The following is a 23,378-nucleotide window of genomic DNA, read 5'->3' as shown; positions in this document are numbered from 1 at the left end:
AAGTTTCCGCTCTTTATTCGCAACATGAAGAGTATTTTCTTTTCCGATGTGAAGTACGTAATTCTCAACAACACGACTTTATAGAACGCGAATTTTGTCCTGATAACTTTTATTTCACTCATATTTACGCTCAAGAACAGCTGGTTCACTTGGATATGAACAATGAATCTCTGGAATATGCTTTATATCTATTGAAATACTCGCTTTATATGACAGTAAAAGAAATGTTGATTAATAACCCTCAAAAGCAGCATTTTCTTTCTATGGACGATATGTTTGTGGACTCTTTATTGGAGAATATAAAACCACTCTTGAATAAAGATCCGTTATGGGATGAATCCATGAAAGAGATAGGTTTTGCTGTAGCAATGGATTTTTGTCCCCGCGAAAAAATGGGTGAGACTGCAGTACAAATCCTTTTAAGTGGTTTAGTTAATCACGAATTTACAGAAAAGAAGGTTCATTAATTAAAATTGAATAGAATTTAGAACAGATTATATCGGTAAAATTAAAATTTCATTCCAAATAGAATAGCAGGGGAGACTCATGGCACAAAACCCAGGCTAACAGATTCTAATCTGGGTTTTTTCTTCTTATTAGACAACCTCAACATGAATCATGTCATCATCAATACGAACAGGATAAATCTTTAAGTTTTTGGGTTTGCTCAGCTTACCAAGTAGCGTTCCAACTGCTGGTGGCCAGGGCGACCAACATTCGGGATTACCTGTTGTTAGATTAAATGCACTTTTATGAAAAGGGCACACGATAGTGTTTTCATCTGTAATTGTCCCTTTGGATAGTGGTAATTTAAAATGGGGGCATTGGGAGGCAATGGCATGTACTTTATCATTGTGCCAGATCAATAAAATTTTATGGTCATCTATGGTTTCACAGTGACGTCCTTTTTGTTGCAGTTGACTTAATGTAATTGTTTGTTTCCAAGACATAGGATTAGATCTCTTGTTATTTAAATTATTTTCTCTTTTAGAACTATCACAAATTTCTTTGTTAATAATATCTTAATAAAGAAATTATACAATTTAAACCTTTATTTAATCTCGTCCACATCAACTATGTTTAAAATAACCGAATCAAAATTATCGACCTCTAATGTGATGCTATTTATTCCGTTCACAGTCAGTGAAAATAATTTCTCTTTATATATTAGAGCATTGGACTGGAGAAATAATTTACGTTCTTCAGAAAAGATGGGCGCTATAATTCCACGTGTAGTGATTTATCGTCACCCTGATGAAAATGAAGAAGATTATGAGTTGTATGATGGAGCCCAATTTAAATTCAACCCGCAAAACTTACCTGCTAATACGGTCATTTACATTCTTGCTGATGGTACAGGCGATCCTGATTACGTAATAAATGTTAATCAAACCTTTTATGAACGTTTAGGACAAGAACCATATCAACTATCAATTGATGCAGTAGCTTGGCGCATGAAACAATGTGGCCTTACACCCGAATTAGCACAAAATCTTAAGGCAATTAACTTATATGTTTGTGACGAAAATATGACTAATGATCGATTAGCTACTTATTTTGCGCAAGAGTTAGGTGAGCAGTATAAAGATCTAACCATTAATTATTATTCTGCGACAGTTTATGTCCCTCGACCCATAGTCACTGATCAAGGCGAAAAACGAATAAAAAAAACAGCATACTTTAATATTCAGCTTGAAGACGGCACAACACGATTAGTTAAGGCTGGTTATGCTCATGAACATAAACACTCAATAAAAGTTAGCGATGTTCTAGCTCAGGAGAGAAGCATCAACTATTCAGCAGATTCAAGAGAAGCTAAAGCGCTATCGCTTCCAACTTTTAGAGAGCTATCGCTTACATCTTCCTCAGTAGTCATTGAAGAAATTCCTGATATCGGGAGTATGCCAATTGGTGTGGATCAAGAGTATCAATCAGGAAAGGTCACTTTTTCTGACGATAATACAGCGCATGAAGAAGATATTGTGTGTGAAGTAGACATTAGAAGACTTACATTGGAGGCATCGCAAAGTAAATATCAAATCGTTAAAACGAATCAATGTAGGACTGTTTTAGTGTGGCAAGATAGAACTATTTTCTCCTTTTTTAAATGTGCAGAGACGGAAAACAAAAAAAATGACGAGGCTTTAAATCACGATTTATCGAACCGGCAATCCTTTGAATAAGAATTAAGAAGGGCTTCAATCTGGATAGTTCAACAATCAATTAAGTCTGATTATTTTGATAATCAGACTTAATATATGAAGTGTAACGGTAAATTCAATTTGTAAGTGCAATCGGCTTAACCAGTATTTGTCTATTGCAATGTAAAAAGAGTTTTAGTACTCTGCAATAAAAATGAACAAGGATTTTAAAAATGAGAAATAAAAATGAGCTACTTTTTCAGGAAAAGATTCATGAGATCATGGTGCTAATGAAAGTTCGATAGGGCTATTTCTTTTAGCTTATGAGTGGGATCCTGCATTAAGGATTTTATTAGCACTGGGTGTACATCAAAACTTCTACCGGGATCGCAAAAGAAAGTAATTTAGTAAGGAAGCTAGGTACTTCATCTCTTGGCCTGCGTTTAGCAACTTTTCGTTATAAGCAGACCCTATGAAAACAGCAAAGGATTTGCAGATTTGTCAGACCTTTATGTCTTGAAGTTCATTCTAAAATAATGGGTTCGATATTAAGTTGTACATCGTAATGTTCTTTAATTTTCAATTGAATCCAATCTGCAAATTTCAATAATTCTGTTTGATAGGCGCCGCCATAATTTACCATAACCAATGCATGCTGCTGGTAAATCCCAACATTGCCTTGTCGCAATCCTTTCAGACCTAAACTATCAATCAGCCACCCTGCTGATATTTTAATTTTCTCGGGATTAGGTGTTGGAAAAACTGGTAAATTAGGATTTTGAATACATAACTTCTGCGCAATTTCTTTTGGTATGATTGGATTATGAAAAAAACTACCTGCATTACCTAACTCCTTGGGGTCAGGCAATTTACTTTGACGAATACTAATAATTATGTTGCGAAGGTCATATGGTGTTGGATGAGTTAAAGAATAGAGTCTTTGCGCCACATCGCCGTAATTTGTATTAAGATTGGGCTCCCTTAATAAGGTAAAACTGACACTAATAACAATAAAGCGCGAATTATTTTTTAAAAAACTGTTCCGATAACTAAATTGACATTCGCTGTTACTAAGGCTAATAAGTTTTCCAATTTGAAGATCATAGACCACAACTTCTTTGATAAAATCTTTAACCTCAACTCCATACGCACCGATATTCTGAATTGGCGATGCACCCACCGTACCAGGGATTAAGCTTAAATTTTCCAACCCAAAAGCACCATGCTGGGTACAATGAGCCACAAAGTCATCCCAGTTCTCACCAGCCATTGCCGTAACCATCTTTTCTTGGCCAAATTCAGTAATTGTGATACCACGTAACTTATTATGAATAACTAAACCTTGATATATGGCGGGTAAAATTAAATTACTCCCTCCTCCCAAAATAAAGAACTTGGGATAATTAGAAATAATCGCTCTGATTTCATCTAATTGTTCGACTTGATTTAAGACAATATAATGAGATGCTATTGATTTTAAGTGCAATGTGTTTAAAGGTGTTAAATCAATATTCTCTAGAATATTCAGCATTGTTTATTTATCAGTTGTGTACTAATTACTGATTATCGCGAATTTAATTGGTAGGCGCAATTGGTTTAACCTATTGCGTACCTAATCACCACTTTTAAAGTCAATTTTTTAGGTTTTAAAAATAAAGAAATTGATATTCTTAGTAAAACAAAAATCATTAATTGCTAAATCGTCATATGAACGAAATAATCATCACATATCCTGTCTAAAGTTATTTAAATTTTGATTTTCCGGTAAGTTCTTAAGTATTTGATTAAACAGCTCCAAGTGTTTCTTAATCACATTTCCGTAAAGCCTGGAAGTAGTCAATGCGCCAATATCAGTCTCAGTTAATTGCATTTCCATCGGTATTTGATCAAGATTATCTTGCATATTCAAAGCACAAATCAGTTTATTTGCTGCTGTTATTTTTTGTTCAGCACTATAACCAAATTTAAGCGTGATTATCCTTATACGATGGTGAGATGCTAAATCGTGCCCCCCTGCCTCGAATTCGCGCGCGATAACATAATTTTTCAAATCTTTTATAAATTCTTGCTTATCCTTTTGGGCTATGGATGTCTGGGGTTGGCCTTCTTTCTGAGGTGTGCTTGTCCCCGCCTCTATCCTATTCTCTTGATAATCGTTGACCTGCTCATTAGTCGTTTCCTGTTCTTTTTCCTGTTTCTTTCCAGCGGTAGAATCCGGATCAACTCGTTCTTTTTTACGAGAAAGCACTAAATCTTTTAATCGTTTTGCAGCGTAAGCAAGGTAGAGGTTATGGCTGTTCTTCTTGTTATTATGAAACATTGCGTCCCTTTTTTTACATGCCTCTTCACAGCCTCGCAACCATTTCTTGCTGAAAGCATCGAATTTATTGATTAAATTCTGATTATGTTCAGCGGTCTTGAAATCGCCTTTCAATTCCGCTCTTCCTTTCGATTCCACCAATAATTGTCTCAGATTATTAGGGGTTGGTTGACCAGAAGAAGTCTCCACTTTTTTTCCCATCAGCTTTTGGTAAAAGTTTATAAATTCATCGCTTGGCGCGTATTGCATTACATCAGGTGGAGGAATAAAAACATAATTTAGCTGATTCTTTTCATCATAAAGCGGAATTCTTAAACTGTCTTCAGATAGCGCTTTGCCATTATTTTGCAATAGTTTTTTAAGATATAAAACACTAAGTGTGCCGCGATGGCTTCGACTGACCTGCTGGTCAGGGATTCCCTCATCAGGGAAAAAGTCCATTCTCGGAGAGAAAAAAGCCGCAGAGTTTAATCTCTCATCAGTATGATATAAGATTGACTTTACAGGTTGGTCGAGCCACTCTACTGGTTTAATAATATCATGTTTGGTAATTATGACGGCTTCCCAATGTGTTTTTCGTGTGTTTCCTTTGCCACGCTCATTGTTTGTAAATACATATCCAACCATCTCCTTTTCACCAAGGGACTTTTGGATAGCAAGAATTTCATCTATTGCTTGCTCTTTTGTTAAGCAACAAGTGCGCATTTTTACTTTAAACTCGTTACTTAAACTTTCTCTTAGTTTTTCTAATTTAGCTTTAGCTTGAACAGATAATTTTGTTTGGCAAAAAGTCTCTATCTCGTGTCTTTGCTCTGGATTTAGATCTTTTTTTAATCGGTTTTTTTCCAGAAATCCTTTAGATTTAAGAAAACTATAAAGCTCATTTAAATCTTTAGTTGAAAGATGTGTAGATGACTTTAAAACGGCAGAATCACTGAATTCGCATATTTTTAAAAAATTATAGTACGGTTGTTTTAGCGGTAACTGCATCAAGTTGAGCAGCAAAGCCATTAATATTAGCTTGGAGAATGTGCTTATGAGAATCTCCATTCCTTATCAAACGAATACCATGTTTTTCTCCATAATGAGCAAAAATCTCTTCCAGATCTTCAAAATTAAGTTGGGTTTCATGCGCATCGAAGTTGTCTCCTCCGATTGGCGAAGCCTGGAATTGTGCATTGCGTTTAGTTTTTTCTCTCATGATAACTCCGTCGAAAGACATACTTTGGAATGAGATATTTTTTTGGGATCATCCGAATTTTGGACTGATGCTTATTATTATAGTATGCCTAATCAAATTACCCATAAATCGTCTGAATTATAGGCTCATGGTGGTGTTCAAAAATTTAAATGATGACTTAGGAATAAAATTAGTATCAAAGAATAGAATAACTAAAATTGAACAACAGTCAGTAACCTAAAGTCCGCGTTAAACAACTAGCATTTGCCTCCTAACGTTGGAGCTAGGTCTAGATTGTTGGGATTTGTCGAACGCAGATTCGCGCGATTTAAATTATGAGCAAAAGTACTCAGATTTTGTCTTTTGTTATAACATATGCAACATAATTCAAATCTATTAAAACTTTGTGTATGCCAGGTCAACCAATTCCCGAACAGCAGCTGATTGAGCTTTTAAAAAGTAACTATGCGATCAATGTAGAAGATATTCAGTCGCTTCAATTAGGCGCTGACATGAATGCATTGGTTTATAAAGTAAATGATTCGGCTAACTCCTATTTTTTAAAACTTAAATACGTTAACCATGAAGAAACCCACATGGATGTTATGAAGTTACTGCATGATTCACACGTAAAGGAAATTATTTTTCCCATTTGTTCTGTTGATGGCAAATTATTAAAACAATTAAATGACTTTAAAATGATTGTTTATCCTTTTATTGAGGGTCAGAATGGATTCCAGCACATATTAACTAAAAATCAGTGGATCAAGTTAGGAAAAACATTAAAGCAAATTCATACATTATCCATACCGGTTGCTCTTCGAAAATCACTAAGAACAGAAACGTATTCTCCAAAATGGCGCGAAATGGTTAAATCTTTATACTCTCAAATAGAATCAGATACATCCACCAATACAATGACTATAGATTTTAAAAAGTATTATCTAAAACACTTCGATTCGATTAATCGACTTGTTAATTCGGCAGAAGAATTGGTGAAGCTAATACAATTTGATGCACATGAGTACGTCTTGTGTCATGCAGATATACATGCCGGAAACATTTTAATGACTTCGGATGAATCATTTTACATTATTGATTGGGACGACCCCATGATGGCTCCCAAAGAACGTGATCTTATGTTTATAGGCGGTGGCGTCGGCAATGTTTGGAATTTATCTGCAGAAGTAGCTTATTTTTATGAAGGCTATGGTGAGGTTGTGATCAATAAAACGATTTTGTCTTATTACAGGCATGAACGTATTATCGAGGATATCGCTCTTTATGGACTCGATTTACTCGCATCCAATATGAGCGATCAATCAAAACGGGTGAGTCTAGAGCATTTTAAATCGATGTTTGAACGCAATGGTGTTGTTGATATAGCATTTCAGGGCCTTGAATAAAATATGTGACCTGTTGGGAGTGGAAGTATATGATATTTTTTATTCGCCCAAAGTGATGAAACTCCTGTTGTGCCGTTAATCGAATACAATGGATTGCTTGATAAAATAATTCATTTATTGTGCTGTAAACGAAATCTTTTGGGTGTTATTTCACTATTCACTCTTTAGGTTATTCTATGTTTCAGTAGGGACATTTTATTTATGCCCCCTATCGCTGATCTCACATTGTCATTGCAGATGCATATATGGGGTCAACTGATTTGTTCCACAGAATTTTTCACATCAGAATAGGCTGTATCTCTTAATACATTTCCATGAGCGCTGATAAGATGTTTGAATCTCAATTGTAACAAAGAGTCAAAATCAGCCTTATGAACTCCTGTAGCATTAAGCCATATAGGTGAAATTCGTGCTTTTGCTATTTCTCCATGAGATAAAGCCATTTTTGCAGTATCTTCACTAAAGAATTCATCAATTTCAACCCAATTCTTTATGCTGTCACAAGTAATAATAATACCCTCATGATCTTCAAAATAGATGAAGCCCTCAGAAGGAGATGAACTTTTGTACATGAAAAAATGGCAGTTTTTTATTGGCAGTTCATCCTGGTCCTGCAAATAACGTACACCATGAAGCTTTTCCTCAGTAGGGACAGACCATAATCTGGCGTGATATCTATTCACATAAAATAGATCATCTCTTCCATGAAATGCTCCAATGCTCAAAACATGCCTTACAGTACCTAAATTATCAAGCGCTTGTAATCCAATCTCGTTCAGTCGTACCGTATTGATGAGGGTTAAATCCCCGTTCGATTCAATAATTGTCATATTTCTACTGTGCTGAATCTTTGTATTATCAAAATAAGTAATATTAGTACCACGAACAACATGGATCCCTTCAAATGCTTCAATTATATCGCCATGAGGCCAGGCTGGAGAGTATTTGGGCATAATTGTACTCGGTCACTTCTAAATAATTATTTCTGCATTGAATGATACTTGAGTATCACCAGCTATACTATGTAATAGACAAAAAGGAACTATCAAAGAGAAATGAGATGATCTTTAAGTTAGGCAAGGAAGCCACATTACTGCTTATGGAAGGTTCTAAAAGGGCCATTCCTTTTAATATCATTTTGGCCTCCTTGCTCGCACTTATTTTATATCATCAGGTCCCCTTCTTACTGATTAGTGGCTGGTATTGCGGAATTTTAATCATTAGTTTTATTAGATGGAATTTTTGCAGACGAATCATTAAGAATAATTTGGATCCGGGTGAAAAACAATCTATTTTGATCAAGTTTTTTTTTCTTACGCTACTCATGGGGATTGCATGGGGGGGGTGCTACCTAATTTCTTTAGCTTATGTAACTGAGCTCTATGAGTTCATTATTATTTTAGTATTTGGCGGAATGAGTGCTGGTTCGGTTGCGACACTCTCTGTTTGTTTACCAGCATATTATGCTTATATAGTTCCCATGTTTTTACCAGTAATTGCCTATAATTATTCAGTTCTGGACATGGACAGAGCCCTTTTGGCAACTATGTTTTTATTGTTTGTTGTGATGCTTCTTATTGCTGCAAAAATTAATATGAAATTATTGCATAAAACATTTCAATTATCCCAAGAAAGAGAAACATTGATTTATGAGTTACAAATTATATCGATAACAGATCCTTTAACGGGGCTATATAACAGAAGACATTTTGAGTTCTTATTCCCGCTGGAGCTTCAACGCGCCAAACGCAATAGATATCCTATAAATCTTATCTCTATGGATGTTGATAATTTTAAATTAATTAATGACAATTTTGGTCATCCTTATGGTGATAAATTTTTAATCGGTATTGCGGAACTTCTCAATAGTGTTTGTCAACGAACAAATGATACGCTTTTCCGGCTTGGCGGCGATGAGTTTGCTGCAATTCTTGCCAATCAGCCTCTTGAAGAAGCCCTCTCTGTATGTCAAACAATAAACGGTTTATTTCAAAAAAAAATAGTTCATGCTGATGATTCCAATATTAATGATCAGACCATTTTGGAGCAAGTGACATTAAGTATAGGGATTGTTAATATTCATTTTGATTATTCATCGAATATTGAAACCGTGATTAACCTTGCTGATAAGGCACTATATCAAGCTAAAAAAGGAGGCAAAAATCAAATAATAATTGAGCGCTTACATTAGTTGAAATTCGCCATAAAAGTTTAAAAAAAATATAAAAATCTCTCTCTTTCTGGGTTGCATTAGAGTAAGTTTTTTTTCGCATTCTCGATAAATAAATGTCATAGTGCAAAATAGAAAAGCCACTTTTTTTTCAATAAAAAAATAGAACTGAGTACTTGAAAAACAAATAGTTTAATATAAGATACAGATTAGACGGCTCTAAGTGTGTGATTTTTCATCGTTTTTTTGATATAAAAGAAATAAGGCTTTTATGATTCAAGTAAATGTTTGGCTTTCAACAACGCAAATTTTTGGCAAACGGATTAAAAACCGATTTTTTGGTCCATTATTAGCCTCCGATGGAGATGAAAATATTGGGCATGCTAACTTTTACATGGAGCTTAATGAGCGCTCGCGCGGCTTCGCAAAACTAGAAGATAATCCAGGCCATTTTTTTGTAAAAAAGAGTCTTAGTTATGTACCTGAATTGGCTGAAGGTAATGCGGGCAAATATTATAGGCGAAAAACCCTCAGAAGCGTTGAAGTAACCCACAGTTTCTGGCCCAAGAGTACCCCCTCAAGAAGTCAATTGGCTCAAGATTTTTTTCATTTTTTGCATCTTGCCCCGAAATGTAAAGGAGTTAAGCCAGAAATATCTGATCATGAATCCGATATGCAAAGAGAAGTAATTGGCAAAGGCTCAACGCATCCCATTGAACATCCCTACTATCAGGACGGGATAAAAAAAGTTGATAAAGATAAAAAAGAAAACCTTGATAAAATCGTTAAAACTTGGAACTTAGATAGTGATTTAGACAATAAAAAAAATATTCAAGCCCAACTTAATACGTTACTATCAAAACAGCACGAATTAATTAGTTTACGAGATGACCTGAGTAAACGCTGTCAAAAGGCACTGGATGAACTCAAGGAAAAAACAGATAATTTAACCAATAAGTTAGTTAAAAATAATCAAAAAATCACTTTTCTTCATAAGAAATCAAGTATCTTAGAAAAAATTTACAATCCTACGAATAACACCTATAAGGAAATGAAGTCTGTAATTCAAATGCTTGATATGTTGCAAAAGGAGAATCTAGAGCTATCCGAGGAGTTAACTGAGCTCGAAAAAATGAGAATACAAAAACAAAGTGGTTATGAAGAACAAATGCGAGAAAATCAAACGGAAATCGATCAGGTTGATAAAGAAATGAGTCGACTTCAAGTCCAACTTGGTGAACTCAATGAAAAATTGCAAAATATAGATGAAACGAAGATAGCGGCATTAAAAACAGAGATCAATGAACGTGCAGATTTCCTTTCTCGTCAAGAAATGTCAATAAAAACACTATATAAAACTGATGGACGACACCCGGACCATTCGATAAGTCTCCCTACCAGTGAGTGTGGATTACGTTATTTCGTTGATGAGTTAGCAGTGATTAAAGCCATGGAAAACGAAAGAAATGAAAATTATATGCTAATCAAAAATAATTGTGCGAAAAGTGTCAAACGTTGTTTATTGGCTGGCATTGATCATTTACGAACAGTACTACCTAAGAGTTTTTTTAAATATCAACCGATTGAAACCACTAACGGAGTTTATAAGTGGGCTAGAGCACTAGAACAAGAACTAACGAAGCTAAATATGAAACTTAATGTAGATAAAACGTCTTCATGCGTAGAAGAAAATGAAGAAAACGCTGTTCAACGTTCACTCCCAATATCTTAGCAAGAGAGTGTTCATCCAACTGTGTCACCTCAGTCATTATCTAAGTCCCAGGGTTAGTCTGTCTTCGAAATAGATTTGTAACTGGGACACGATAAGCGCCCAATTGTGCATGGGCTGATTCCATTTTTCCAGTACTTTCTGGCAAGCACAATAAATAAGCTTAATAAGGGCGTTTTCACTGGTGAAAGCGCCTTTATTTTTAGTGTACTTGCGAATTTGCCGATGAAAGCCTTCAACAATATTGGTAGTGTAAATGATGCGTCTTAGCTCTTCTGGGTATTTGAAGTATTGTGATAGAGCTTCCCAGTTGTTATTCCAGGATTTCATCACCGCCGGGTATTTTTTGCCCCATTTCTCTTCCAACTCAAGTAGATGATGCAAAGCCATATCTTTGCTTGAAGCCTTATAAACCAGCTTTAAATCGGCCATAAAGGCTTTCTGGTCCTTACTAACCACATACTTTAATGAGTTGCGAATTTGATGAACGACACAAAGCTGGATCTCGGTGTTAGGAAAAACTTCAGCAATGGCATCAGGAAATCCCTTAAGTCCATCGATGCTTGCTATAAGGATATCCTCTACACCACGAGCTTTAAGGTCATTTAATACACTAAGCCAAAAACGAGCTCCCTCTGCCTCAGATAAATAGAGCCCTAGAATATCTTTTTTACCTTCTGAATTTACAGCAAGGACGGTGTAAAATGCTCTACTTATGACCTTACCTTCAACACGTACTTTAAAGTGCATGGCATCAAGAAAAACGATTGGGTATACAGATTCTAGGGAGCGATTACGCCACTCGGTAATCAGGGGTAATAGTTTGTCAGTAATCAGGCTGATTTTAGCACTCGAGACTTCTAGTCCATACATCTCACTCATGTTACGCACATGACCTTGTAGTTTGAATAAAAAGCATTAGAATTTCGTCCTTATTTTAGGGAGGAAGTTAAATGGATATGCTTGATCTTTATAGTGATTATTTAATTTGTCAGAACAAATATGCGACAGCCACCGGATTATCTGATTTGGTTGATGGAGCATTTGCGCATGACAAGGTGACTCGATTTCTTCGTTTTGAGTCTTTTGATTCAAAATCCCTTTGGCGCTATGTAAAAAAGCCAGTGAGGTCGCAAGAAACGGTTGGTGGTGTCTTAATACTGGATGACTCCATCGAAGAGAAACCCTACACGGATGAGAATGAAATTAATTGTTGGCATTACTCTCATGCTAAAGGGAGCGTGCTCAAAGGAATCAACATCTTGTCATGCATGGTTCGCTATGCTGACTTCAGTGTACCCATAGGGTATGAGGTGATTAAAAAAGATGTTGCCTATTGTGATATTAAAACCAAACAAGCCAGAAGAAAATCATCGGTTACCAAAAATCAATTATTTCAAAACCTGATTACTCAGGCCATTACCAATAAAGTGATGTTTGATTATGTGCTTGCAGACAACTGGTTTGGCTCGAAGGCCAATATGGTTCACATCCATAAAGACCTTCAAAAATCGTTTATCATTGGGATTAAATCTAACCGCACGTTAGCTTTATCTGAAAACGAGGCCAAAAACGGACGGTACCAACAAGTAAGAGCTTTAGAATTAGAAGAGGATGTAGCCCACACAGTCTGGCTTAAAGGCCTAGACTTCCCCGTGAGGCTCCTGAAAAAAGTGTTCAAAAACGAAAACGGTTCAACAGGAATTCTCTATCTTGTTTCTAATGACATGCCAAGTAGTGCCGAACGTCTTTATGAAGTGTACCAGAAACGGTGGCGGATTGAAGAGTATCACAAATCAATTAAGCAAAATGCAAGCTTAACCAAGTCGCCCACTCGAACCGTTAAAACTCAGTGTAATCATATTTATGCTTCTATTATTGCATACTGCAAGCTGGAATTGTTGAAGATAAAAACTCAATTAAATCATTTTGCCATTAAGTACAGATTGATCCTTAGAGCAAATCAGCTTGCATGGCGGGAGCTTAAAAATATGGCTGCTTAAAATAGATCGTGCGTAACATGAGCATCTCAGATAAATGCTCGCTTATCGCCTCGTAACTCATGCCTATCGCATAGAGGGCTAGGACTTTATTATCCAGTGACTCGTTGAGTACCGTTTGACGTTTTTTTACAAGCTCGGGTTCAAAGCTGCCATCCCTATCTCGAGGTGTTTCTAAATCAAAAACTCCAGTTGTTGATTTAATTGTTTTAGTCGTTTTGCCGTTGCGACGGTTTGAAATACCTGTCTCATGACAATCAGTCATATGAGAATCCATTTCACCTTCTAATGCCGCCTCTAATAGCTCTTTTATTAAGGGGGTCAGTATGCCGTCTTTTCCAGTGAGAGATTGGCCAGACTTTAACTGGGTCAAAGCCTCTAATTTGAACTCATTGAAATCAAAATTCGATAAATCTATTTTCTTTTTATTCATATCTACCTCTTTTAAGTGTTAAATTATAAACAAATTAAAAGAGATGACACAGTTATTTAAACACTACCCTTAGCAAATTTAAAGTAAGGTTGCCTAAAGCTCTTGCATCCGGAATTTCTCCCCTATCCTGGATGCAAGCCGTTCATTTTAGATTGATTTGTTATACATGGCGAGACAGAACATAATCTTGATGATGCTCCTCATCATGAATAATAAGCGTGTTGTTTTTTTGTTCTCCGAGCATGAGCTTTTTGACCAGTTGAAAGATAGAGTATGTATCATTGGAATACTCTAAAAAACGTAAAAAGTCTCTTTCTTTTTTTAAAAAATGGTTTGGATTATTTAAAATACAGAGCCCCAAGCTCTTTTTTTGCGCAGGATCCAAATCGTTAATTATCCTTTCCAATCCTAAAAGATATCCATTTTTGCGTTCTTTAAGCGAAAGGTCTTGAAACAATTTTTCTTGCAGCCATTGATCAATCTCGGCACCAGTTTTATTATTGACAGTAAAATCATTACTTGAAAAATATCGAGTAGTTCTTTGCTGCCTCTTTAAACTGCAAATCGCATTTTGTAATAGAGGCTCTATATCATCAACTATCGACTTTAAAGGAACTCGTCCTTTATCTATTAGAGTAGTCAATATTTCCAACTGAACCTCTTTTTTGTCAAATATATCTAATTTTTTGCCCGTAATCTCAAGGTATTCCCTTAAAACATCGCCAATTTCTTTCTCACTGATAGACAAATTATTTAAGGCAATCGCCCCTATTTTTGCTGATACTTCAAACAAAGTAGCAGGTTTTTTATGAGAATTAAGACCGAAATAGGTAATATCTTTTAAGGGTTGAAATTGTGCTTTTTTAATGTATCCGTCAGATTGGGCTGAATTTCCTATAATATAAAGATTCCTATAATTTTCCTGGAAGTTTCTCAATTCATCTGCAGTAGGCGTTTCATCAAGAAGCAATTTGGTGAGAATCATCTTCAATTCATAAGCACAGCTTCTTTGCTCACGTGCAAAGCTGGCACTTCGCGACAAATTTCCTGTACGATCAGAATAATAGGTACTCAAATCAAAGGGCAATAAGTCTTCAAACTCAATATTTGAATGTCGTGGATTTTGTAAATTTAAAAATGACCGTAGGGTTCGATTTTGCTTATCTATATATTTAATATTTAAACTAAAGCTTCCTTTACCTCCGGGTATCCATTCGAGATAAAGTTTTCCTATCTTTGCTTTGACCCAGTAGCGACCATTATCTTTTGGCGGTACGACAAAATCTTCATCTTGAAATAATTTTGATGACAAATCGATCTCACTCAATTGTGGCAGATCACGTATCCTATATGAAGTGAGAGGAACTTCCACATAATTGTTTCCGATTTTCCGAGAAGTTTTGCACCACTCATAACTTGTTTTTTGCAAATCTCTAAACTTTGTCATTTCTCACCTATTTGACTACGATGAGCATAATTTATGCCATATGAGCGATTTTGATAATATGGTACTTTCGAAATTCAAATGTTCCAAAATGGAAATAATTTCAATTGATTATTATAAAGACTGATATTTTCTAAAAAGTTTAAATGGCCCAATTCATTGGGAAGGTGTTCCAAATTTTGATGTCCAAGTTTAAGCGACTTTTAAAAATATAATGTTGTAACATGAGTGAGCACTCACTCTTATTGAACAGGAATACTTAGAATAAATTTTTTCTCAAAATGTAACTGGTATAACCCATAAAATTATCAGGTAATGTGGCAATTACTTGATACCCCAGTTTTTGATAGAATCCCTTTGCTTGGAATTCTGCAGTATCCAGTTGAATCATTTGGCAGTGATTTTCTTTTGCGAAAACATCTAGTTGTTCAAACAATTCACGTCCTAATCCTTGGCGACGATATTGCTCATGGATCCAAACGGTAAATACTCGACACAGCTTACCAAATATATCTCCTTTAATTCCGCCAAGAACTTCCAATCCCTCAGTTTGTGCATGGATAATAAAAGGTTTTGCTTCATAATTGCCAATAATCGATTCATTAAATTTTTTTAAATTTTCGTATATGATTTTAGAAACAACATCATTTTCTTTGAAATCAGTAATGATTTTAAATGGCTCACTCATTTATATCTCCTACTCGATAAATTCGCAATTTTAATTCATCTTACAATGAAATGTGTTGTTTTATGTAGTAAATCGATTGGCACTAAACGGCAATGGATCAACGATTAAGTCCTCTTTGGTCATCATTTCAGCAAGTAAACGACCTGTAATAGGTCCTAAAGTCAAACCATGATGTGCGTGTCCAAATGCAAACCAAAGTCCCTTATGTCTGGGAGCTGGGCCAATAATGGGGAGCATATCAGGAGTACATGGCCTACACCCCATCCAGGGAGATTCATCAATTCGTGTGGTAATTGGGAATAGCGTACGAGCTATAGGCTCTACCAAATCAAGCTGAACTGGAGTTTTTTTTGAGTCGCGTGTGGCAAATTCTGCGCCTGTTGTAAGACGAATCCCCCTTGCCATAGGCGCGATTAAATAGCCATTTTCTATATCAAGTACAGGATGATAAAGGTGTGCATTTTGCCCTTTTGCATAATGCATGTGATATCCACGTTTCACTGCCAGTGGAAAACGATATCCCAGCCTTGAGCATAAAACATCGGACCAGGGTCCTAATGCAATCACAGCAGCTTCCGCATGGATTAGCCCCTGCCCTGTTTGAACGGTCCATTGATTGGATAAAGTGAATGCATCGCCAAAAAAGAACTGGCCACCAAGGTGTTCAAAATATTTTGCGTAGGCAGATACCAGCGCGCCAGGGTCGCTTACAGTTTCTGAATCCACATAGCGAAGAGCGCTTAATAATGATTTATCGAGATCGGGCTCAACCTCATGTAATGCAGATGAATCAAGGAACTCAAATTGGATGCCATACTCCGATTTGCACTGCTCAGCAAATTGAAGTTCAGCATCTTGTTTTTTTGAGGTTCTAAACACTTTAATCCATCCTCCTGACCGCAACAAATGTCGCGCTTTTGCAGCATCGGCAAGAAAGTGATGTTCATTCACACTATGTTGGATTAAGGTTTCATAAGATTTCGCAATCTTTGCATGACGAAAAGAATGAGAGTTAACCCAATATTTCCACAAGAAAGGTGCCAGCTTGAGTATCGATTTGGGATGATATCGGACATCAGGAGAGTGGTTCAAAGCATACTTAATGAGCGAAGCAATATCTCTTGGAAATGCATAGGGGTATACTCCCTCACGCTGAATTAAGCCTGCGTTACCAAAAGATGTCTCATTTCCTGGCGATTTCAAATCGATCAAAGCTACGGAGCGTCCTCGCATTTGCAAATGAGTTGCAATCGATACTCCGACAATTCCACTGCCAAGAATAATGACATCAAATTTCATAAAGCATAAACTCCATTAGCTGAAGAAAAAATAATATTATTGCGCTAGTTATACGAGCTTATAACTTATTCATTATGAAAATTAAATAAGGGTCACCTAATTTTTAATAAAGGAAAATAGCACGCATTGGTACTGCCCATATGCATTATAAAAGCACAATTCCAAGATAGGTTAGGTATAAAATTCCATTCAAAAGCAATGCACCTACTTTAATCCCATGTGCTGAAATATTAAACCTTAACCATGCTGTTGCCAGGTAAGTGATGAGGATGCCGGTGAGTACTATCCTGGAGGGTTGCCAAGGTGTTAAAAGTATTCCTAATGCAGGTAATAATGTTCCCTGAAAAACCATCGCACCACATATATTACCAAAGCCCAAAGTATCTTGGCCTTTGCGTACCCAAATCACACTGTTTACCTTTTCCGGTAATTCAGTTGCTATAGGAATAATAAGCAATGATAAAAGCAAAACAGGTACACCAATAAAGTCTGCCACTTCATGTACTCCCTCAATGAATCCTTTTGCACTAAATACTAATAAAATCAAACCCAAAAGTAATTGAATCAGGATTGTTGTTAAATTGGTTTTTAGGCCTAGCCGGTTTAGAAGCAAAGGCTCATTCGTGATGACAGCATGTCCATCTTTGACTAAAGCTTTAGATGCACTCAATGTAAGTAATAAATAGATAAAATAAAGAGAAATGAGAGTAACACTAAATAAAATACGTATATAGTTTGGCTTTAGAGGAAGAAACATTGCTAAAGCACCGAATGTAAATGCGACTAAGAAAAAATTCAAATCTCTCTTAAATCCAGTAACTTCTGGTGCAATGTATCCCTTAATACCCCGTTTTTTAATTACTGAAAAAGCCATGATAACCGTTGATAAGGTAGATAACATTAGTGGAGCACCTAAAATTGCTCCTACACTAATTTCTTCATTAATTTGTCGATCAGGAGTCCCTGCAATAATTGCCAAAAGTGGTACGGTTGTTTCTGGAAGTGCTGTAGAAATCGCTGCGAATATTGAACCGGTGACACCAGTTGAAATGTTTATTCTTTCACCAAAATATTCCAGCGCATTAGAGAATAATTGCGCTGATATTAAGATAAGAACGAGCATAACTAATAGTTCAAACCACATGTACATAGATATCCCTTATAATTACAGCTAAATTATCATCCTTAATAGGCAACAAAACATGCCATTCTTCTCTAGAGACAGAGAGGATATTGTATATCACTCCGTCTATTATTTAAGTGCCGCAGACATTCTTATGCTCTTAATCAAACGCAAGCTTCTTCATATAGGTCGGAGCAAAAAGCTATCAATAGGCCCAAGATAATTGTAAAAAAAACTTAATGATCTTTATAATCCAAAGCAATTAAAATGCAAGGTCCGCCAGCTATGATATTGATTTTATGTTGCTTACAGTTTTGAATGGCGTTATTACTTTCTGCACCTGGTTGCATCCAAATATTTTTAATGCCCTTGTGAATTGCATCTTCAACAACTTTCTCTGTAACTGCAGGTGGGGTGATGATGGAAATACTTTCTACCTCATCTGGCAAATCTCGTACTGAAGGGAAAACAGACAATCCTTCAATTTGATCTTCTTGAGGATTTACTGGATAAACTTTTTTACCATTTTGTAAATAACAACGTAAAACCTTATTTCCATATTTTCCACGATTGGATGAAGCACCAATCACAGCAAATGCTTTTGACTTAAAAAATGCATCCATTTGATCATTTATCATAGTGTCTTATTTAAAAAATTAGGCATTTAACTAGTTTAGCAGTGAATAGTGATTCACGGTATCTTTGATGACTATTCGTTTAATATGTATAATATTTTTAACAGCATTTTTCTCTTATTATTTTAAGGATTCACCTTCGCTATCGCGCAAAATTTTCTCAACCCAGGTTTTTAATTTAGTATAGTGCGAACCCTCCCAATAAGTTTTTTTGCACGATTGGCACTGCATGAATGTTTCATAATATTTTTGTGCCAACTTAGGAACATCTGCGATAATTTCAGTTTTTTCAATTCTTTTCAACTTTCCATTACACAAGAGACATCGAGTAAATGGATGGCACTGTTTTTTTAACTGAAACTGATGCAACACTTCCTCCACCTGCTGTTGAGGATTGGTATGGTGTATCCAATGCCCATGCATAATGCTTTTATTTTTCAAAATCCCGATATCACGTGTTAACACAATTCGATGTTCATTAATACAGCACTGAATGATAAACTCATCCGTTAAATTATTTGCATAAACCACATCAAATCCGAGTAAACGCAAATACTTAGCGAGTTTTCCAAGATGCACATCCAGAATAAAGCGAGGTTTTCTCAGTGGTTTGGGGTGTAGTCGAATTAATTCACTGACATCAAAAGATTCAAAAACAGGATATACGGAAATTAAATCTTTATCTTGGACAAGATAGTTAAAATCAACTGATATTCCATTGACTAATATCACTTCGATTTCAGTATGTGGAATCCCAAGCGATTCAATAAGATCTTTAATCGACGTTTTTTGTGCTACGGTATGAATAAACTGCGTTTTACGCTTTTCTGGTGGGAGAAAATCATTTAACTCTTCATAAAACCGTAACTGGATGGAAATCATAGGCTGATTATATTATTCACCTTGCTATAATTTATGGCATAAAAATGTGAAAAGTAAAAATGATGTAAAAAGATGAGCAGAAGCGCAGCAAGTTATCCGAGCATAGCGAGGGATCTCCACGCCGTAACACGGTGTTACGATGGGAGATCCCTCGTACGCTCGGGATGAACCGATTTGTTGCGTTCCGATAATGCAGAATCTTAAAAAATAGAGTTGGCCCTTTAAAAACGCTGTGCGGATGGATCCAATCGATCTAACGCTTGAAAAGGAAGCATCCATCCAGGATATTCAGGTGGTAAGGCACTCACCTCATCTAACTGTTTTAGTTCTTCAACTGATAATTTTAGTTTCACAGCCTCTAAATTATCTTCTAACTGTTCTATACGCTTGGCGCCAATAATAACAGAGGTTACAGCAGGTCTGCTGAGCACCCAGGCTAATGAAACACGAGCAACACTACAATTATGGTTTGCTGCTATTGGTCTGAGTACATCAAGAATTTTCCAAGCCCTTTCCTTATCGACAATGGGAAAATCAAAGCTGGATCGACGAGCGTGGTCTGGTGTTTGATTTTCACGGCTGAATTTACCTGAAAGTAAGCCACCAGCAAGTGGACTCCATACCAGCAGCCCCGATTTTTCGGCTTCCAATAGAGGTATAATTTCTCGTTCTAAATCTCGTCCAGCCAAGGAATAATAGGCTTGCAACGTATCAAAGCGGGCCAGGTTTTTAAATTGAGAAATTCCCAATGCTTTTGCAATTTTCCATGCTTGCCAGTTAGAACACCCGATATAGCGAACTTTTCCTTGTTGGACTAACGCATCAAGTGCTCGCAGAGTTTCTTCGATTGGGGTAATGGGATCATTTCCATGTATTTGATACAAATCAATATACTCGGTATTCAGTCGACGAAGACTAGCATCAACTGCATCCATAATATGCCCCCGAGAGGCCCCTATATCATTGTAACCTTGCCCTACTCTTCCATATACTTTGGTTGCGATCACTACGTCTTTGCGTGCGATATTAAGGTTTTTTAAAGAGTTCCCTAAAAGACGCTCGCTTTCTCCTTCGGAATAAATATCCGCACTGTCAAAAAAATTTATCCCTGCATCTATAGAAGTTTTGATGAGCTTATCTACACCTGCTTGGTCAACCGCACCAACTGTTTCCCAAAATCCTTTTCCCCCAAAAGTCATTGTTCCTAAACAAAGAGTAGAAACAAGCAAGCCTGTATTTCCTAAGGTTTTGTATTCCATTGCGCTATCTCCAATCGAATAATTCATGAATTGATATTGCACCCACTAATTGTGCCGTGCTCCAAATATTGCAAGCCCTTGAGTCCGAAACCAGTATTTGTCATCCCCCACAACATAGGTATTTAACTGAGGTATCTCTTGAATATCTGAATAACCTGTTGTTACAAAATAACTTTTCCCTAAAATTGAATATTCTTTAGTATTCCGTGAGGGAGTTACCAGAATGTGTCCCTCAGGAATAATTTTGATTAATTGTTCAATAAAACCTACTATTTCTTTTTCGTTTTCTATCCCATTTTCAATACCAAGCAAATATGGGACAAAAGCAGTATCAAACGTTTGAGTTCTATCACTCATAAGCAGTTGATCTATTGTCCCTACATGGAATTGAATGTTTCTATCGAGTTCATAATTACTTTGGCTTTTGGAGCGAACGGCATGTTGAACCAATGTCACCATGTAGTGAATATAAGTTCTTCTTAATGAATTCGGTAGTATTAACCAGGATAGAAAATTAGTGAATTTTCCACTGGATAAAGGGATTAAAGGAGGATACCAGAAGGTCAGTGCAGCGAATAATTCACCAATTGAAGGAAGTGGATTTCCATGATCATCATATTCACGATAAAGATAATATTTTTTAAATGCTTTCATCCAAGCAATTGTAACGGGATCTTTATCATAGGCAGTAACGGCTTTTGCACCTGCTTGAGCCAATAGAAAACTACTATTTCCATATCCAGGAATGACCAAGACATTTTTTCCCTCGATCTCTCCTCGAAGATCATATCTATCTTTTCGCTCTCCTGCCAATGCGGATGCGATATAGCGTTCAGCGCCCATTGGATAAATTTGCACTTCTTTATTATCAGAAAGTCTTGTTATACGCCTGTCTAAGATCCATTTTTTTTCTTGTTTACTTAAAATGGTTTCAGTAGCTGACATAAAATTCCTAAATTAATTTTGTGAGGGTTTTAATCTCGATGACTTTATCATTTTTTTTATAAACATGGGTGACCCTTTAAAATTATTGCTTAATTTTGCCGCGAGATTTTTCCCTAAGGTTCGAGAAGGCTGCTCAATAAATACATGCAATAACCAGGATAATAATAAAGAAGCACTAATAACGATAATGAGTGATAGCCAAATTTTAAACTTCATCTCCAACATAATTCGCAGGACGATATAACCGACGATACTATGAATGACATACAATGGATAACTAATACGAGCCAAGAAATTAAATGCAGGATTTGCTTTAAAAAAATGAGGAAATATAGAAGCAAATAAAAAAGTTAATACAGCAAAAGCATAGCTCCATGCCAAGATTAAATTTCCTGAATAAGGCCCTGACCACCAAGCGATACAAAACATAGCAAATAAAGTACCAATTATAAAATATCCCAAATCAGGTTTAACTTTATGACAATATAAGTAATGCAAAACAACACCAATAAATATAAAAATGATATATTGTGCTGACATCATATATGTTTCTGCCCCAATAAAAGCTACTAAATTACTTGTTGCCCACTCGGGAATTCTGTGCGACATATAGCAGGTCAAAAGAAAAAGTAATGTGGGTATAAAAAAAACCTTTAGAGAATAACGACGAAACCAGACAATGGATAGTGCTGCGATGAGATAGAATTTCATTTCTACTTCAAGAGTCCAGACGATAACATCAATATTTCTTGAAGCAAGAATGTCTCGAATTCCGGGGAGATAGTGAATTATTATTTCCTGAAACGTATATGGCCATCCAGTAATAAAGAATTTTCCACCTAAAAATAGAGCCCATAAAGTAAAACTAAATCCAATGACATAAGTAGGAACTATACGAAAAAAACGATTCACGAAAAAACTAATGCTATTGGTCTTCTGTAGTGAAAAGGGAATAACAAATCCACTGATTATAAAAAATAATCCTACCCCATAAGCACCCCAGTCAAAAAGTGGAAATGGGTTAAGCCACTTAACATAAATTGGTGTCGCGTGGGTTTCAGGGGTTAATAGAGGTGCATTAATTAGATGAGAAATAGAGTCTCTCTTATACCAAAAAGCACTTAAATAATGAGAAACAACGACAAATAATGCAGCAAGACCTCGTAATGTATTTGCAAATTCAATCTTAGATTCATCTCTCATGAGAGGCTCCCACGTGGAATTCTTCTAAGTTATCAATATGAGTCATATCTTAAATAACTCGAACTAGATTTTGTGATGCAGCAATCCTAATTCCTTTTTTCTCGGGAATAAAGTTTTTTATCTAGAAATAACACTTTAATGCTGTGCCAATAAATTATGCTAATATTATATACAAATAGGCCATAAAGTGAGAGAAACATGAAATACAAGACAACAGTTGAAGTTGAGCGTGATGGCTCTCTTGTTATGACAGATGGAACATTATCTGCTACCGGCGATATGATTTTTGCTTATCATGCACTTGTGACAATTTGCAATGATCAAGCTAAAAAAGGAAACACATTCCAAAGAGACCAGCACTTTCAAGTTCAACCTGTAGTACAGTCAAGTAATCTAGGTCTGGTAATCTGGAACAAAATTCAGGAAAAATAAGAGCTATTCCGAATTGGTTTATTAACTCCTGCTCTCACAGAATGGCTTATCCACAAGTCCATAGGCCAGTAGAGCCTTCATCGTCTCGG

At 36.1% G+C, this 23,378-nt stretch carries 22 protein-coding genes and 2 pseudogenes; 8 read left to right on the top strand and 16 right to left on the bottom strand.

Annotation, left to right across the window (positions count from 1 at the left end):
• The coding region (locus OQJ26_RS12965) for a hypothetical protein (protein WP_265704181.1) at nucleotides 1-467 on the top strand (467 nt) is incomplete at its 5' end.
• 129 nt (nucleotides 468-596) lie between these two features.
• Here OQJ26_RS12965 and OQJ26_RS12960 read toward each other — a convergent pair.
• A complete protein-coding gene (locus OQJ26_RS12960; protein WP_265704180.1) occupies nucleotides 597-950 on the bottom strand; it encodes a Rieske (2Fe-2S) protein in 354 nt (117 codons plus the stop codon).
• A 126-nt stretch (nucleotides 951-1,076) separates the two neighbouring features.
• Here OQJ26_RS12960 and OQJ26_RS12955 point away from each other — a divergent pair, with 126 nt between their 5' ends.
• Both OQJ26_RS12955 and OQJ26_RS12950 read left to right on the top strand, forming a co-directional pair.
• The gene (locus tag OQJ26_RS12955) at nucleotides 1,077-2,183 is read left to right on the top strand and encodes a hypothetical protein (RefSeq protein WP_265704179.1); all 1,107 of its coding nucleotides are present in this window, start codon (nucleotides 1,077-1,079) and stop codon (nucleotides 2,181-2,183) included.
• Nucleotides 2,184-2,442: 259 nt separating this feature from the next.
• Nucleotides 2,443-2,544, top strand: coding sequence for a type II toxin-antitoxin system RelE/ParE family toxin (locus tag OQJ26_RS12950; RefSeq protein WP_265704189.1), 102 nt, complete (start codon nucleotides 2,443-2,445; stop codon nucleotides 2,542-2,544).
• Nucleotides 2,545-2,664: 120 nt separating this feature from the next.
• Here OQJ26_RS12950 and murB read toward each other — a convergent pair whose 3' ends face one another.
• The 3 genes from murB to OQJ26_RS12935 all read right to left on the bottom strand — a co-directional run bounded on the left by murB (nucleotide 2,665) and on the right by OQJ26_RS12935 (nucleotide 5,662).
• Nucleotides 2,665-3,672, bottom strand: coding sequence for a UDP-N-acetylmuramate dehydrogenase (gene murB / locus OQJ26_RS12945; protein ID WP_265704178.1), 1,008 nt, complete (start codon nucleotides 3,670-3,672; stop codon nucleotides 2,665-2,667).
• A gap of 192 nt (nucleotides 3,673-3,864) precedes the next feature.
• Nucleotides 3,865-5,472, bottom strand: a complete 1,608-nt coding sequence (locus OQJ26_RS12940) for a hypothetical protein (RefSeq protein WP_265704177.1) — start codon at nucleotides 5,470-5,472, stop codon at nucleotides 3,865-3,867.
• The gene (locus OQJ26_RS12935; protein WP_265704176.1) at nucleotides 5,420-5,662 is read right to left on the bottom strand and encodes a hypothetical protein; all 243 of its coding nucleotides are present in this window, start codon (nucleotides 5,660-5,662) and stop codon (nucleotides 5,420-5,422) included. The genes OQJ26_RS12940 and OQJ26_RS12935 overlap by 53 nt, the downstream gene beginning before the upstream one ends.
• A gap of 389 nt (nucleotides 5,663-6,051) precedes the next feature.
• Here OQJ26_RS12935 and OQJ26_RS12930 point away from each other — a divergent pair, with 389 nt between their 5' ends.
• The gene (locus OQJ26_RS12930; RefSeq protein WP_265704175.1) at nucleotides 6,052-7,047 is read left to right on the top strand and encodes an aminoglycoside phosphotransferase family protein; all 996 of its coding nucleotides are present in this window, start codon (nucleotides 6,052-6,054) and stop codon (nucleotides 7,045-7,047) included.
• A gap of 251 nt (nucleotides 7,048-7,298) precedes the next feature.
• Here OQJ26_RS12930 and OQJ26_RS12925 read toward each other — a convergent pair whose 3' ends face one another.
• The gene (locus OQJ26_RS12925) at nucleotides 7,299-8,000 is read right to left on the bottom strand and encodes a hypothetical protein (RefSeq protein ID WP_265704174.1); all 702 of its coding nucleotides are present in this window, start codon (nucleotides 7,998-8,000) and stop codon (nucleotides 7,299-7,301) included.
• A gap of 107 nt (nucleotides 8,001-8,107) precedes the next feature.
• Between OQJ26_RS12925 and OQJ26_RS12920 the strand changes: the two genes are divergently transcribed.
• Entirely contained in the window at nucleotides 8,108-9,238 is a 1,131-nt protein-coding gene (locus tag OQJ26_RS12920; RefSeq protein WP_265704173.1) for a GGDEF domain-containing protein, read from the top strand.
• A gap of 250 nt (nucleotides 9,239-9,488) precedes the next feature.
• Nucleotides 9,489-10,949 (top strand): hypothetical protein, encoded by a 1,461-nt coding sequence (locus tag OQJ26_RS12915; RefSeq protein ID WP_265704172.1) that lies wholly within the window; start codon nucleotides 9,489-9,491, stop codon nucleotides 10,947-10,949.
• 36 nt (nucleotides 10,950-10,985) lie between these two features.
• Here OQJ26_RS12915 and OQJ26_RS12910 read toward each other — a convergent pair.
• Nucleotides 10,986-11,834 (bottom strand): annotated as a pseudogene (locus OQJ26_RS12910) (IS256 family transposase); the annotation flags it as partial.
• 65 nt (nucleotides 11,835-11,899) lie between these two features.
• Here OQJ26_RS12910 and OQJ26_RS12905 point away from each other — a divergent pair.
• Nucleotides 11,900-12,949, top strand: coding sequence for an IS701 family transposase (locus tag OQJ26_RS12905; protein WP_265701959.1), 1,050 nt, complete (start codon nucleotides 11,900-11,902; stop codon nucleotides 12,947-12,949).
• 22 nt (nucleotides 12,950-12,971) lie between these two features.
• Here the strand turns inward: OQJ26_RS12905 and OQJ26_RS12900 are convergent.
• The 10 genes and pseudogenes from OQJ26_RS12900 to OQJ26_RS12855 all read right to left on the bottom strand — a co-directional run.
• Nucleotides 12,972-13,379: pseudogene (locus OQJ26_RS12900) on the bottom strand (transposase); the annotation flags it as partial.
• Between the two features lie 160 nt (nucleotides 13,380-13,539).
• On the bottom strand, nucleotides 13,540-14,826 hold the full coding sequence (locus OQJ26_RS12895) for a hypothetical protein (protein ID WP_265704170.1): 1,287 nt from the start codon (nucleotides 14,824-14,826) through the stop codon (nucleotides 13,540-13,542).
• Between the two features lie 256 nt (nucleotides 14,827-15,082).
• Entirely contained in the window at nucleotides 15,083-15,511 is a 429-nt protein-coding gene (locus OQJ26_RS12890; RefSeq protein ID WP_265704169.1) for a GNAT family N-acetyltransferase, read from the bottom strand.
• Between the two features lie 60 nt (nucleotides 15,512-15,571).
• A complete protein-coding gene (locus OQJ26_RS12885; RefSeq protein WP_265704168.1) occupies nucleotides 15,572-16,810 on the bottom strand; it encodes an NAD(P)/FAD-dependent oxidoreductase in 1,239 nt (412 codons plus the stop codon).
• 145 nt (nucleotides 16,811-16,955) lie between these two features.
• Nucleotides 16,956-17,954 (bottom strand): sodium:calcium antiporter, encoded by a 999-nt coding sequence (locus tag OQJ26_RS12880; RefSeq protein WP_265704167.1) that lies wholly within the window; start codon nucleotides 17,952-17,954, stop codon nucleotides 16,956-16,958.
• Between the two features lie 215 nt (nucleotides 17,955-18,169).
• Nucleotides 18,170-18,571, bottom strand: coding sequence for a CoA-binding protein (locus OQJ26_RS12875; protein WP_265704166.1), 402 nt, complete (start codon nucleotides 18,569-18,571; stop codon nucleotides 18,170-18,172).
• 117 nt (nucleotides 18,572-18,688) lie between these two features.
• Nucleotides 18,689-19,450, bottom strand: coding sequence for a Mut7-C RNAse domain-containing protein (locus tag OQJ26_RS12870; RefSeq protein WP_265704165.1), 762 nt, complete (start codon nucleotides 19,448-19,450; stop codon nucleotides 18,689-18,691).
• Nucleotides 19,451-19,671: 221 nt separating this feature from the next.
• Nucleotides 19,672-20,709 (bottom strand): aldo/keto reductase, encoded by a 1,038-nt coding sequence (locus OQJ26_RS12865; RefSeq protein ID WP_265704164.1) that lies wholly within the window; start codon nucleotides 20,707-20,709, stop codon nucleotides 19,672-19,674.
• A gap of 45 nt (nucleotides 20,710-20,754) precedes the next feature.
• Entirely contained in the window at nucleotides 20,755-21,654 is a 900-nt protein-coding gene (locus tag OQJ26_RS12860; protein ID WP_265704163.1) for an ABC transporter permease, read from the bottom strand.
• Between the two features lie 12 nt (nucleotides 21,655-21,666).
• Nucleotides 21,667-22,857, bottom strand: coding sequence for an acyltransferase family protein (locus OQJ26_RS12855; RefSeq protein ID WP_265704162.1), 1,191 nt, complete (start codon nucleotides 22,855-22,857; stop codon nucleotides 21,667-21,669).
• Between the two features lie 198 nt (nucleotides 22,858-23,055).
• Here OQJ26_RS12855 and OQJ26_RS12850 point away from each other — a divergent pair, with 198 nt between their 5' ends.
• Entirely contained in the window at nucleotides 23,056-23,289 is a 234-nt protein-coding gene (locus OQJ26_RS12850; protein ID WP_265704161.1) for a hypothetical protein, read from the top strand.
• Nucleotides 23,290-23,378: the final 89 nt, after the last annotated feature.

Source organism: Legionella sheltonii, assembly GCF_026191355.1.
GTDB classification, from domain to species: domain Bacteria; phylum Pseudomonadota; class Gammaproteobacteria; order Legionellales; family Legionellaceae; genus Legionella; species Legionella sheltonii.
This window is presented reverse-complemented; position numbering and strand designations above follow the sequence as displayed.

What these genes read in the sequence shown, in the direction of transcription:
- OQJ26_RS12955 (WP_265704179.1), top strand. Translation starts at nt 1,077, where the DNA reads ATGTTTAAAATAACCGAATCAAAATTATCGACCTCTAATGTGATGCTA.
- OQJ26_RS12870 (WP_265704165.1), bottom strand. Translation starts at nt 19,450, where the DNA reads ATGATTTCCATCCAGTTACGGTTTTATGAAGAGTTAAATGATTTTCTC.
- OQJ26_RS12905 (WP_265701959.1), top strand. Translation starts at nt 11,900, where the DNA reads ATGGATATGCTTGATCTTTATAGTGATTATTTAATTTGTCAGAACAAA.
- OQJ26_RS12935 (WP_265704176.1), bottom strand. Translation starts at nt 5,662, where the DNA reads ATGAGAGAAAAAACTAAACGCAATGCACAATTCCAGGCTTCGCCAATC.
- OQJ26_RS12940 (WP_265704177.1), bottom strand. Translation starts at nt 5,472, where the DNA reads ATGGCTTTGCTGCTCAACTTGATGCAGTTACCGCTAAAACAACCGTAC.
- OQJ26_RS12855 (WP_265704162.1), bottom strand. Translation starts at nt 22,857, where the DNA reads ATGAGAGATGAATCTAAGATTGAATTTGCAAATACATTACGAGGTCTT.
- OQJ26_RS12895 (WP_265704170.1), bottom strand. Translation starts at nt 14,826, where the DNA reads ATGACAAAGTTTAGAGATTTGCAAAAAACAAGTTATGAGTGGTGCAAA.
- OQJ26_RS12925 (WP_265704174.1), bottom strand. Translation starts at nt 8,000, where the DNA reads ATGCCCAAATACTCTCCAGCCTGGCCTCATGGCGATATAATTGAAGCA.
- murB (WP_265704178.1), bottom strand. Translation starts at nt 3,672, where the DNA reads ATGCTGAATATTCTAGAGAATATTGATTTAACACCTTTAAACACATTG.
- OQJ26_RS12860 (WP_265704163.1), bottom strand. Translation starts at nt 21,654, where the DNA reads ATGTCAGCTACTGAAACCATTTTAAGTAAACAAGAAAAAAAATGGATC.
- OQJ26_RS12890 (WP_265704169.1), bottom strand. Translation starts at nt 15,511, where the DNA reads ATGAGTGAGCCATTTAAAATCATTACTGATTTCAAAGAAAATGATGTT.
- OQJ26_RS12960 (WP_265704180.1), bottom strand. Translation starts at nt 950, where the DNA reads ATGTCTTGGAAACAAACAATTACATTAAGTCAACTGCAACAAAAAGGA.
- OQJ26_RS12865 (WP_265704164.1), bottom strand. Translation starts at nt 20,709, where the DNA reads ATGGAATACAAAACCTTAGGAAATACAGGCTTGCTTGTTTCTACTCTT.
- OQJ26_RS12915 (WP_265704172.1), top strand. Translation starts at nt 9,489, where the DNA reads ATGATTCAAGTAAATGTTTGGCTTTCAACAACGCAAATTTTTGGCAAA.
- OQJ26_RS12875 (WP_265704166.1), bottom strand. Translation starts at nt 18,571, where the DNA reads ATGATAAATGATCAAATGGATGCATTTTTTAAGTCAAAAGCATTTGCT.
- OQJ26_RS12885 (WP_265704168.1), bottom strand. Translation starts at nt 16,810, where the DNA reads ATGAAATTTGATGTCATTATTCTTGGCAGTGGAATTGTCGGAGTATCG.
- OQJ26_RS12920 (WP_265704173.1), top strand. Translation starts at nt 8,108, where the DNA reads ATGATCTTTAAGTTAGGCAAGGAAGCCACATTACTGCTTATGGAAGGT.
- OQJ26_RS12880 (WP_265704167.1), bottom strand. Translation starts at nt 17,954, where the DNA reads ATGTGGTTTGAACTATTAGTTATGCTCGTTCTTATCTTAATATCAGCG.
- OQJ26_RS12930 (WP_265704175.1), top strand. Translation starts at nt 6,052, where the DNA reads ATGCCAGGTCAACCAATTCCCGAACAGCAGCTGATTGAGCTTTTAAAA.
- OQJ26_RS12850 (WP_265704161.1), top strand. Translation starts at nt 23,056, where the DNA reads ATGAAATACAAGACAACAGTTGAAGTTGAGCGTGATGGCTCTCTTGTT.